This is a genomic window from Brumimicrobium sp., from assembly GCF_048268645.1.
GTDB lineage: Bacteria > Bacteroidota > Bacteroidia > Flavobacteriales_D > Crocinitomicaceae > Brumimicrobium > Brumimicrobium ulvae.
The window spans coordinates 18,228-30,525 of sequence record NZ_JBLWVE010000007.1 but is presented as its reverse complement, the minus strand read 5'-3'; the positions used below and the strand labels follow the sequence as shown (position 1 = coordinate 30,525).

General features: G+C 35.0%; 11 protein-coding genes and 1 riboswitch. Of the genes, 5 read left to right on the top strand and 6 right to left on the bottom strand.

All coding sequences use genetic code 11. The annotated features are described in order from the left end of the window. Nucleotides 1-251: 251 nt before the first annotated feature. The gene (locus tag ACN0U3_RS07315; protein ID WP_417265687.1) at nt 252-1,082 is read right to left on the bottom strand and encodes a hypothetical protein; all 831 of its coding nucleotides are present in this window, start codon (nt 1,080-1,082) and stop codon (nt 252-254) included. 165 nt (nt 1,083-1,247) lie between these two features. Then, nucleotides 1,248-1,431, top strand: a riboswitch (cobalamin riboswitch). Between the two features lie 92 nt (nt 1,432-1,523). Here ACN0U3_RS07315 and ACN0U3_RS07310 point away from each other — a divergent pair. The 3 genes from ACN0U3_RS07310 (at nt 1,524) to ACN0U3_RS07300 (ending at nt 5,687) form a co-directional block, all read left to right on the top strand. Further along, on the top strand, nt 1,524-3,251 hold the full coding sequence (locus ACN0U3_RS07310) for a T9SS type A sorting domain-containing protein (protein ID WP_417265686.1): 1,728 nt from the start codon (nt 1,524-1,526) through the stop codon (nt 3,249-3,251). A gap of 195 nt (nt 3,252-3,446) precedes the next feature. Next, complete coding sequence (locus ACN0U3_RS07305) at nt 3,447-3,956, top strand: T9SS type A sorting domain-containing protein (RefSeq protein WP_417265685.1); 510 nt, start codon at nt 3,447-3,449, stop codon at nt 3,954-3,956. Nucleotides 3,957-3,989: 33 nt separating this feature from the next. Then, nucleotides 3,990-5,687, top strand: coding sequence for a tail fiber domain-containing protein (locus tag ACN0U3_RS07300; RefSeq protein WP_417265684.1), 1,698 nt, complete (start codon nt 3,990-3,992; stop codon nt 5,685-5,687). Between the two features lie 73 nt (nt 5,688-5,760). Here the strand turns inward: ACN0U3_RS07300 and ACN0U3_RS07295 are convergent, their stop codons facing one another. The 5 genes from ACN0U3_RS07295 to ACN0U3_RS07275 form a co-directional block, all read right to left on the bottom strand. Then, on the bottom strand, nt 5,761-6,591 hold the full coding sequence (locus ACN0U3_RS07295; RefSeq protein WP_417265683.1) for an efflux RND transporter permease subunit: 831 nt from the start codon (nt 6,589-6,591) through the stop codon (nt 5,761-5,763). A 173-nt stretch (nt 6,592-6,764) separates the two neighbouring features. Beyond that, nucleotides 6,765-7,586, bottom strand: coding sequence for a glycerophosphodiester phosphodiesterase (locus ACN0U3_RS07290; protein ID WP_417265682.1), 822 nt, complete (start codon nt 7,584-7,586; stop codon nt 6,765-6,767). A gap of 11 nt (nt 7,587-7,597) precedes the next feature. Continuing rightward, nucleotides 7,598-8,104: a hypothetical protein gene (locus ACN0U3_RS07285; RefSeq protein ID WP_417265681.1), complete on the bottom strand. Its 507-nt coding sequence runs from the start codon at nt 8,102-8,104 to the stop codon at nt 7,598-7,600. Nucleotides 8,105-8,255: 151 nt separating this feature from the next. After that, complete coding sequence (locus tag ACN0U3_RS07280; RefSeq protein ID WP_417265680.1) at nt 8,256-8,972, bottom strand: DUF4328 domain-containing protein; 717 nt, start codon at nt 8,970-8,972, stop codon at nt 8,256-8,258. Between the two features lie 204 nt (nt 8,973-9,176). Continuing rightward, nucleotides 9,177-10,625 carry a DUF2079 domain-containing protein gene (locus ACN0U3_RS07275; protein WP_417265679.1) on the bottom strand — a complete coding sequence of 483 codons (1,449 nt, stop codon included), beginning with the start codon at nt 10,623-10,625 and terminating at the stop codon, nt 9,177-9,179. 443 nt (nt 10,626-11,068) lie between these two features. Here ACN0U3_RS07275 and ACN0U3_RS07270 point away from each other — a divergent pair, with 443 nt between their 5' ends. Next, nucleotides 11,069-11,530, top strand: a complete 462-nt coding sequence (locus tag ACN0U3_RS07270) for a GbsR/MarR family transcriptional regulator (protein ID WP_299205392.1) — start codon at nt 11,069-11,071, stop codon at nt 11,528-11,530. Between the two features lie 10 nt (nt 11,531-11,540). After that, entirely contained in the window at nt 11,541-12,050 is a 510-nt protein-coding gene (locus tag ACN0U3_RS07265; protein ID WP_417265678.1) for a DUF6653 family protein, read from the top strand. The last annotated feature ends 248 nt before the right edge of the window (nt 12,051-12,298 follow it).

The window sequence follows — 12,298 nt, the reverse complement described above, 5'->3', positions numbered from 1 at the left end:
CTAGTTGACAAAGATAAGGGAAGATTTGTATTTGATCTTAACTTAAATATAGAAACTAACATGTTTAGTGATATCATAGCTGCAAAAGCATTTTTTAATGGACGTATGATGCTTGCTTATCGTATTTCTTTGTCAGGAAAGTAAGTCTAATTTCATTTTGTTTATTGGTGCTGACGTTCTTGCTTTACAGGTTGAGGTGCTGTAAATACACTAGTTTTACGATTAATTGAAAGAGGGGGTAGTCAACAGCACTATAATTGTTCTAAATAGCGACTGCTCATCCATCCAGAGACTTTATAAGGATATTCATTGTTGTTTCCTGAATGGAAAATAGAAAAGGAAGGGCTTGCATCGCGCTCAATAATAACAAACCACCAGACTCTGCCTGTACTGTCAATGTGCTCGGCTATTGCAACTCCTTTGGTTCCGGCGGGAAATTCAGCAATTACATTTCCTATGGATTCAAATTGTCGATCATTTTCTTCATGAATGGTATTGTCAATTTTTGGTTCAGACCTTAATCTGTACTTATCATTTGTTGTTATGAATTGTAGATTGATTTTGGGTTGATTGGGTAAATGGGTAAAGTAGTTGCAGGCGATTTTATCAATATGTCCAAATCTATTTTTTGAAGGATAAAAACGATATGTTTCATAATGATGTGTATATCCTGCACAGCAAGGGTAGTCATTAATCAGAAAGCTATTTAAACCATTTTTATCAAAGTATAGGCTTTGTAGTGCTCCGAAATAGTGAGCTTTCAGTTCGTAAACACCATTGTTGTTGATGTAGAAAAGAATCCTATCGCTTTCATATCCTGCATAACCACTGTAAATCAAATCAATTTTAGCATCATTGTTTAAATCGATGAAGTGAAATGAAGAATCATTAATATAATTAGTTTCTAAATGTCTGAAGGTTGTACTTGTTAGAATACTATCTACACGTTTTCTCTTTTCGATTTTTGAAATTTGATCAGGGTATTCACTCCATTTTACTTCTTTAGAAAAAATCCAATCATTGCTTTGTGAGGACACTTGACTAGAAAACACTAGAATGGTTGCTATTAAGAATTGTTTCATATTTCAAAGTTAAGTTTTTTAATCATTTTATGGAGTTGTAAGTATTTTAACCCATTAAGTATTTTTTTATAGGCAATGAATTTACCTACAGTGAATTATGAATTTAGTCTTGGTAGACCTAACGAAATATACTTTTTACTCCTATGAAATGAATTTTATATCACTACTTTTGCGCCACATTTTGGTTTCACTTTGTGAATGAAAAGGGAATGCTGTGAAAATCAGCAACTGTTCCCGCAACTGTAAAAGTTCGTATTTAATTGAGAATACCACTGATTGTCACCCGACAGTTGGGAAGGTTTGATTAAAGAACTAAGTCAGGAGACCTGCCAGGATGTAAATAATTCGCTTTCGGAGAAAAAGTAGAATGAGAGACAGTCTGGCCAGATGTCTGTACACTCTATCGTTTTTCCATTTTATTAATTTTTAATCATTTATAAAATGAGAACACAATTTACATTTTTATTTTTCGTCCTATTTTCGGCGCTAACATTCGGGCAAACCTTTTATAATTTAGAGCTTGCTGCAGAAGGAAACTTTGGAACTCCCAATGCAGATGTTTTTAATGTCACCAATACAACAAACCCAACTACTACTTCATCAGGATTGTATCAAACTGCAAACTCAACCACAGGGTTTGATGTTTTGCAAGATTATGGTGTTTATGGAAATAAAGCCTTATTGATTGAAAAGCCATCAGGACCTGGTAGAATTGTAATTGTTGATTACCCTGCTTTTACAGAAGTGCATACCTTTGCTACTTCAGAAGCACCACAAACTTTGGTCATGGCAAGTCAAACAAAAGGTTATGTCGCAACAGGAAACCCCAGTGGAATTCAATTTGTTGATTTGGCAAACAATACCATTGCCCCAGTAGCAGATCCAAATGATGATATTTCTTCAACTGCTCAATTTATGTTGCAAGCCAACGGATTTATCTATGCACAAATGAGTGCTAAAATCATTAAAATCGATACGCTAACGCAAACTGTTTCAGGAGTTATCTTGCCAGCAATTGGCTCAATCAAAGGAATGGTTTTCGATGAACAAACCAATTTAATTTGGGCAATGAATGGTTCAGGAAAGTTGATTTCAATCGATGTTGCAAATGGTGATGCTTTAGGAGCTGAAGTAGAGACTGGAGTTGCAGGATCTACTTTACTACGTATCTATGATTCGAAATTGTATTTCTGGAACTTGTCAAGCAAAAATCTCTATATATACAATACTGAAACGCCATCAACATTGCCGTTGGTTTCTTCCTATACAAGTACAATGGGGGGAGCTTCTTGGTCGTTTGGGTATGGACGTTCATTCGACATCGACCAAAATACAGGAGATTTTGCCATTTGTTCTGCAGATGGGTTTGTTGCTCCTTCTCTTTTCGAAGTTGTAGATGGAACTAGCTTTACTCTTATTGATTCTGGTGCTGCAAATGGAGTAGCTATAGCCAATAAATGTAGATTAAAAATAGTATCAACACCACCCATTCCAGATGTGGCTAACTTGCCAACAGTTAATGCTGAATGTGATGTGACTTTAACAGCACCTACAGCTGATGGGGGAACAATTACTGCAACAACTACAGATCCAATTACATATTCTGCACAAGGAACTTTCATTGTGACCTGGAATTATACCAATGACCATGGAACCTCTACGCAAACTCAAGAAGTAGAAATTGAAGATGTAACTGCCCCAGTGCCTAGTGAAGCAGCGTTGCCTAATTTAGAAATCTCTTGTGATGTAGAAATTACAGGTTTCCCCACTGCGATGGATAATTGTGACGGTGAAATTGTTGGAACAACTTCTGATCAACTGATTTATTCAGAGACCGGAACCTATATTATTACTTGGGTGTTTATTGATGATTCAGGAAATGAAATCCAGCAATCTCAAACAGTTGAAGTAACTTGTTCAAATGTTGGTCTAAACGATTATGCAATCCAAAATGTAAATATTTATCCAAATCCAGTAACTGATGTCTTATCTATAGAAACGAATGTGGAAAGCTGGGTTGGAAAATTAATGAATGCACAAGGTCAAGTAGTTTTGAAATTTACCGAAACGCAATCAATTCCAGTAGGACATTTACCAAAAGGAGTATATTACTTGCAAATGAGCAGTGCTAAACTTGGAACAGTTACGGAAAAGGTTGTGATTCAATAAGTATAGTTTTTTATTTCTAACCCCATTACCATCTAAATAAAAAGGCTGAAACATTTATGTTTCAGCTTTTTTTTGATTCCGAAATAATAGGAATCTTTGAGTGGTTAAGCTTAATTATGTGAAAATCAAGGGAAAACCCTTGACTTGGTCTTTCGTACTTGTCATAAATTTGAATAAATTAAAAAACATAAGTTTATGAAAGCACTAAAGATTTTACTATTAACATCAGGATTACTTGTCTATTATGACGCATCTGGACAAGTCTCTATCGATCGATCTGTGATAGGAGCTACAGGAACAAATGAAGTTAGTTCAGGCACTACTTCTGCGAGTTGGACTGTAGGAGAGACAGCCGTAAATACGGAGACTAACGGAACAATAACCTTATCTGAAGGATTCCATCAAGGAATTGAAGACAACCTATCTGTTGAAGTCAACACTCCAAGCGTAGATTTAAAAGTCTATCCTAACCCAACACAGGATAAGGTTTTTATCTCAGTAGATGCGACAAGCAAGCAAAGTATACATTTTGTCTTGTACACTGCGCTAGGTCAAGAAGTACTACTACCAGAGAATAGCATGAATGTATCAGGACATACAGAAAAGAGTTTGGACTTTAGTCATTTGACGAAAGGAACCTACTTATTGCATGTTACATCAGAAAATGGAGTGCATTTATCAACCATAAGAATTATTAAAAACTAGAATTTCAATCACATAAATTAAAAAACAGAAAATATGAAAAAGTCAATTTTAACCGTGTTAGCGGTACTGTGTAGTATAATAATCTCCTCGAGTGCGTGGGGACAAGCACCTGAAAAGTTTAATTATCAGGCTGTATTAAGAGATAACGGTAATGTTATGGTGAGTCAATCGGTCAATGTTCGATTTACTATTCATGATGGGTCGGCAACGGGTACAAATGTTTATCAAGAGACACAATTTCTTACCACAGATCAATATGGCCGTGTAAATTGTGCCGTTGGTGGTGGAACTGTAATAAGTGGTGATTTCTCAACTATTGATTGGGGTAATGGCGGTAAATATTTACAAGTAGAGATCGATAATGGATCTGGATTTGAAGATCTTGGCGCGAGTCAATTGTTGTCCGTTCCTTATGCGATACAAGCAGGAGGGCTAGATAATGAATTTGAAGGATGGGCTTTAGATGGGAATGCCGCCACTGGGACAGATTTTATTGGAACAACGAATGGAGAACCTTTACGTTTTAGGGTAGATGGTGAACGAGCAGGTTTAATATCACCAAACCCTTCATCGGTAATAATAAACACACCTGCATGGAATGTTGCGTATGGTTCAAGAGCTCTTAATGGGCTAACACAAGGACAAAGTAATACCGCTATTGGAACAGTTTCTCTAGAGAACAATACAACTGGTCTAGGTAATACAGGTTTAGGAAGGAGTTCGTTAAGGGCTAATGAAACAGGATCTTATAATAGTGCCTTTGGAGCATATGCAAATGTTGGACTTCCTGGATTAGAGAATGCGACCGCAATAGGAGCAAACGCCTTGGTAGAGCAGGATAACTCTATGGTTTTAGGAAGTATTGACGGAGTGAATAACGCTACCGCAAATACAAGAGTGGGTATTGGGACAACTACACCTAATCACTTGTTAGATGTAAATGGTAGCGTAGGAGTAGAAGATACTTTATTTTTGAATGGACCATATATAAGAGGAGATGTTGCTTTATTCTTTCCTTTCATGGAAGTGTTTACGACTTCTTTTGTTCCAACATCTAATTTCGGAGGAGTAGCGATGCTTGGTAGTAATACGACGCAATGGGGTTCTTTATATGTAAATGAAATCTTTGGTAGAGATGATGGTTTGCAAGCAGGAAAAACATTGAATATTTCAAGTAACGCGATTGTAACTTATGATACAGTAACAAATTCAATTACAGGGAATAAAAGTGGTTTTTCAATTGTGAATACAAGTAGTTCTGTTGATAAAAGTATTAATTTTCAAGTTGGAGCAGGTACTAATAGTTTATATTTATATGCTAATGGTTCACACTTAGGTACTTTTAATGGTACATCAGGAGCGTATACATCAACATCAGATGAGCGTTTGAAGACGAACTTCCAAGAAGTTGAAGGTACTCTAGAAAAACTGATGAAATTGAAACCTTTAACATATACTTACATCAATAATTCTGATAATGATCGTCGTCACCTTGGTTTTAAAGCGCAAGAAGTAGAGAAGCTATTCCCGACTTTAGTAAATTCTCCGAAAAATGCTGATTCTGATTCAGAAGATGGGGTTTACACAATGGACTATTCTGGGTTCGGTGTAATTGCTGTAAAAGCAATTCAAGAACAACAAGTTGAAATTGAAACTTTAAAAGAACAAAATGAAAGTCTTCAAAATCAAATTGAAGAAATTAAAAAGCAGTTAGAAGCTTTATCAAAATAAATAACGATTGCTTTTATTTTTAATGTAAGCCCTCTTTCGATTTGGAAAGGGGGCTTTTTGATAGTACTCATGCTCACTTCTGTTTTGAATTCCACCAATACAAAGGCGGAATCAATAAAGGAGCAAAAATCAAAGGGCTGGTCAATCCTCCAATAATTACTGTGGCTAATGGTCTTTGAACGTCAGAGCCAATTCCTGTAGAAGTAGCTGCTGGAACCAATCCTAAAATTGCAAGAATCAGAATTGTTAAAACAGCTTTTAATTGTTTTTTGGATGTTTCATTCACCAAATCCTTTGTGATTTCCGTTCTTAGTGTTGCTCTATTTAATGCGGAAACCAATAAGACTCCAGCCATAACTGAAATTCCAAAGATAGAAACGAATCCAACTCCTGCAGAAACGTTGAAATAATATCCACGCATCAATAGCGCAATTATTCCTCCTGCAAGAGCAAATAATACACAACTGATTGTAATTAAAGTGTGTTTGACGCTTTTGAAGAGCATGAATAAAAATGCAAAAACAACAACCAACGTGAGCGGAATGGTAATCATCAATTGTTTTCCAGCGCGCTCTAAGTTTTCGTATTGACCTCCATAAACCAATTCATATCCTTTTGGAATGGTAATTTCTGCTTGGATCCTATTTTGTAATTCAGCAACAAAACCACCTTGGTCTCGGTCACGAATATTCGTTCTGACAGTAATCTCTCGTTTGTTCTTGTAACGGTAAATATTGGTTTGTCCACCTTCAAATGTTACATCAGCCAATTGGTCCATTGGAATTAAAGCACCAGTTATGGAAGGAACAAGTAAGTTTTTTATTTCATCAAAAATGTCAATGAGTTGCCTAGCTGAACGGATGTCGCTCCTCTCTTCTAAGGATTTTGAAAGTAAACTGTCCATACTTTCTGGCATTTCAAAAATAAAATTTGTGATGGTCTCTACTTGAGCAGCTTCTTGTATGAATCAATTCAGCAACTCTAGAACCGTCTTCAATGATTAGAATTTCCATAAGGTTAAATATAGGGAAAATTCAATATGCTTATATTAAAATAGACAAGTTAGAAGGTGAAGTGCTAGTCTTTTAAAATCTTCAACAAGTGTTTTAGTCGGTCGGTATGATTATAATCTACATTGTATTTTACAGCGTCTATATTTCTTTGGTGAGAGTGTGTGTTAAATGTGGCTACCATTATATTTTTACTGTGTGCTAATTTCACTTTTTCATGTGTCAGTTTATCTATAGCAATTGTAATTCCTTGCAGGTTATATTGCTCTGCCAAGCTTAAGGCGTAATCAAAATCATTGTAGACAAATTGTTTAATATCTGGTCTAATGAGCTTGAGTTCAGAAATAGATTTCTCATTTTTAAATTCTACATAAACCTGTTCAACCAGTTCATAGCGATCAATAATATCAATAATCGCATTGTTTAGGGTTTCGAAATATAAAGAATCCTTGTTAGGTTTAAAGCTTTTGATGTCTAAAAAATAAGTATATTTCTCTCGATCAGGTATGTTTTGAAAAATGTCGTTTAAGCGAATAATTTTGTGATTTCCATAATGAGGATAAGAAAAACGAGCACCCTCAATTTCAGCCCAAGTTTTGTCATAAATTTTCCCAGACCTATTTGTCGATTCTTCTAGCTTTCCATCGTGAAAAGCTACCAAAATGCCGTCCTTGGTCATTTGGATATCTATTTCTACACCATCTGCTCCTATACTTAGACTATTCAAAATGCCTTCAAAAGAATTCATCGGATACGAGTGCCCAATCCCCATTCCTCCATGACCAATTGCAGAGACTTTATTACCGTTTAGATTATTGATGTCAAATTCGTTTTTATTACACGAAACGACAAAAAACATACTGATTAATAAAAAGAATATATTCTTCATGAGTTTTGTTATTAAAATGCAAATCCAACAGTTAAGGCTCCCCAATGCCTATAGTTCTCCTTAAACTCTATCAATGGCGTATAGCTAATTCCTAAAACTAATCTGCCACTTGGTTTTTGATAACGATATCCTATTGCAAAATTGGTATGTACGTTGGTTTCTCTTTTAGGAGAGCCATCTTGATGACTTGCGTGAATTGTATTTGCAATCAACTGCCCAAATCCTAGGTGTATCTTGTGATCTTTACCATAGAAGCCGTTAACAGTGACTGGGAAAAGTAAGTCTGGATTAAATGCTGAAGTAAAGTCGTAAATTCTAATTGTTCCCGCACCCACTCTTCCCGAAATAGAAAACAATCCTGGTAAATCAATCATTCGTTCATAATTTAATGAACCATAGCCTCCAATACCACCTGCCTCTGCATGAATAATGTTTTTATTAATAGCAGTCTTTTCTGTTTGCGCATGACCATTTATGGCCAGCCAAAGCAAAGGAATTAACAGGTGAATGACTTTCAACTTTATATTATTTTCTCGTTATTGAGATTATAACAACGCTAAAGACTATTAGTTTTGAAATGGAGAATTATGGTCGATAAGAAATTATAAATGATCTATTCCAACACTTTCTTTTGTAATGGAAATGATTTATTATTCTCACCCAATAGGTTTAATCATCTAACAAAGCGGTACTGCTTCCAATTTCGAATTCATCGTTGAGCATTTCTCCTTCTTCTTGGACTTCGAAAAGTAAGGGTTCAACTTTAGCGTAGTCCGAAATGACTTTCACCGTGATTAGACATAAGAAGATCCCAATTGTACTGCCTATCATTTCAATTTTAGTACTGGTCATAAAATCTTCTACACTTTCAGCACTTCTTGAATAGCGGAAAATAATTTGTCCCATAATGTTATTAAGGATCCAAAGAGACCACCAAAGTGCGAGGTTTCCTTTCCTCAGTTTTTCCTTCAGCGTTATGCCATTCTTTTCGAGGTACTCTTGCGTATAATTGTATAATTCGACCATGATTGTTATTGGTCTAAATAAGTTTAGAATCGGGATGAACCAACTTCCAGCTGCCCAACCGTCTTCATATTCTAGGTAAGAAACTTTTTGATGTAAGTTGTAATAAGCACGTCTAAACCATAAAATAAATGTGACTGCAGAAACAATAAAAGCAGCAGTATAGGTCCAACCAATAATAAGTTCGCGCAAATCATTTGCATTTACATTGTCTAAGAAATACATTAGATCAGTGTCTGCATAACCCAATAAGTTGAGTTGCATATAGGAAGAAATTAGCGATAATACTTCTAGTCCAAGAATGATCCAAATCAAAATGATTGCAGCTTTCGCTCTCCCGTCGTTAGGTTTCAATTTTTTCATAATAGTAAATTAATTGTGCATTAATGTTTTTACCAATGGTTGTCGGGAAAATCATAAAATTGCAATAAGTAATAGCTTTTAACCAGCTTGTAAAAAACATAAATATACTTTAAAGATTAATTTAAAAGCGAGGCAAGCGATGAAAATTGGGTCTGACCAAATGCTTCTGGGTGTAAGGGCTTGGTTTTTAAGGTGTTATTTTTTTTATTTCTTTTTTAGAATAACAACTTCTTCATTAGAGATAACTTCCCATTCTCCTGAAGATTCTAACGCTTGAATGGCATTGGTGAACTCTTCTTCATTCAAAGGATAAAAACCTTCTTTTTTTGAATAAACAATATACTCTGCATCCTTTATGATAGGAAATTGATAGATGTTTTCACGTAAAGATAAATGGGGTACAAAAGGAGATTGGGCACTAACACTGGCTTCTTTAGGAATCATTTTTAATTGTTGGTAGACTGTTTTAACAGCGTAGTCTTTTTGGTAGTGTTTGGCTTGATAGAATCTAATTCTTGATTTGTCTGTAAAATGTATGGTGCTGTCCATCGTTCGAATTGTAGAAGCAATTGAAAGGACCAATACCCCGATGGCTAAACCATTGACCAATTTTGTTTTTTTAAATTCTGAAATAACAATAAAAACACCAATGGCCATGATTGGTGCAAATTCAATGTTATAATGGTCACCAATTCCCCACATGGAATAATTGTCGTGGAATAACTTCTGAAAGTAAATGGGTAACAACATCAGAATGAAGTGGGGTTTTTTAAGAAGGAATAATAAGCCCGAAAACACCATGATGAAGTGTAATTCAAGTTTGATATAATCACCATAAATACTGTTGTTGTGGTTGGTAAAAAGCATTACAAAACTGTCTATTGGATGGGTAATGATGGTTTTTACTGCTTGAAATGGAGTTTCTCCTAATGAAGAATATAAAAATCCAGTGTAAGTGTTCTCTGCCGAAAATGAAGGAATTACGACAAACATTACCACCAAGAAATAAAGCAAGGAGATGGAGAATAGTTTGAGTAAGTGAAGGACTGTACTTCTATTTTTCCGATGTTCAATGATTAAGGCCAAACAAATGAAAAGTAAAGCAATAGAAACATTTTCTTGAGCCATCAACATCAGCAATAGCAAGACGGTTGACGTTGTTTTTTTGTGGGAATATACCGCCAGTAGAAACCAAGGGATGATACATGCGGCAATTACTACACTGTGATAGTCAAATGAAAATGCCCCAAACACTCCGAAGAAAGTGTAAAAATAAACAGTGGCGAATATTGGAATAAGTTGATGTTTGGGTTTTATTTTTTTAAAGAATTGATGCACTCCAATTCCACCAAAAACCACAGCTACCACCTGCACAATAAGCAAAGTGTAAGTTCCGAATAAATAAACCAATGGGGAGAAGATGATGAGGTACAAATCAAAATGTCCACCAAGAATAGGCTCTGAAACGCTTTTGATCATTTCACTGTCCGCTATTTGGAAATGCGCATATTTGTATATTGCATTGGTATACAAACCTAAGTCTAATGCATAGGTCCTGAACAAATAATGATTGACCAAAGAAATAGTAGCATATAAAAGTCCAAAAATTAAACTGGTCAGGAATAGGGCTTTATTTTTCTTAATCAATTGCATGTCGGGTACTAAAACAAAGTGCTAAAATAAGATTATTCTTGATGGGGTTGGTTGATAGTTTTTTCAATTCAACTAAAAAGCAATATTTTTTAACTGAGTCCGTAAAAGTAGATTTTCTATTCAGGTTTATTAATGAGAATTCACAGTTTTCTTCTTTTGATAGAATCCTACCAAAATATTGTGAATTGATTTCACCTCTGACGAAGGAAGAAGCATGAATACCATTAAAAACAGACAAGCATGAGCTAAATTGATACTTTTATGTGATGATTCACAGTAGGCAAGGGGAGTAAGTGTTTATCCAGTTGTTATGTGTCATAACCATACTACAAACATTCTACGAATAGTCTCACGCATCATTTCAATATATTTTGAAAAATAAATTCATTTAGTTCATTACTTACTGAACTTTATGTACTTTTATCATATTAACAAGTAGTTAAATGACAGAGAAAGAGAATTATATTGAACAAGTAGGATTGTTTTACGAACAATATGGACTACCTAAAATGGCTGGACGTATTTTAGGCTATCTAATTTCATCAGACTCAGACAATAATTCATTTGAAGACCTTCAAAAGTCATTAAAGGCCAGTAAAGGGTCAATCAGCGGAAACATAAACCTATTACTTAAACAAGGAATGATTGTGAAACATATGATATCTGGAGATAGAAAATCCTATTACAAGATGTCATTAAATAGTCTTGAAAGTATTTTAGACTCAAAAGTGAACTCGGTGACTCAATTCAAAATGATCCTTGAAACTGGACTTTCATTCGACTTGAATGATAACGGTCTAAAGAAAAAAAAACTAACTAAGATTTTGAATTATTATGAATTTCTAGAAAATGAAATTCCATTGTTGAGAAATAAATGGGAAGAAAAAGCAAACAATCAAATGTAACAATAAGATTATGACATTAGAGAGAAAAGTGGCTAAGGCCTTTAATTTGACACATGAAAACTGGATGAAACATTCAAATCCTTGGAGTGTATGGACTAGATACTCCGTTTTGCCACTAATAGTTTTCGCATTTTGGAGCAGAATTTGGATTGGATGGTGGTGTTTAATTCCAGGTTTGTTATCGCTTCTTTGGATGTTTTTTAATCCTGTATTTTTCAAGGCTCCAAGATCTACGAAAAATTGGGCATCAAAGTCTGTTATGGGGGAAAGGGTCTTCTTAAATAGAGATAATATCCATATTCCTGAAATTCATGACAAGCCTATCCACAAAATATTAAATCTTGTCTCTTCATCAGGAATGGCATTAGCTATTTGGGCAACAGTTGAATATTCAATATGGGGAGCGTGCTTTGGAATCGCATTGGCTTATCTAGGAAAAAGCTGGTATTTAGACAGAATGGTTTGGCTCTATGAAGATATGAAAAACAAAAATGAAGAATATAAAAGTTGGGACTATTGATAAAACGACACACAATAACAAAAGCTATAGTGCATGCCATGCGGGACACGCACCATAGCCAAACCGTTGTGAATTGATTTCACCTCTGACGAAGGAAGAAGCATGAATACCATTAAAAACAGACAAGCATGAACTAAATTGATACTTTTATGTGATGATTCACAGTACGGTGGAAATTGATACTACTGATTTTTCCGTTGTGAAAACATTTAAGCTGCCTCGACTTTCTTCGGGGCATTTTTTTTTAT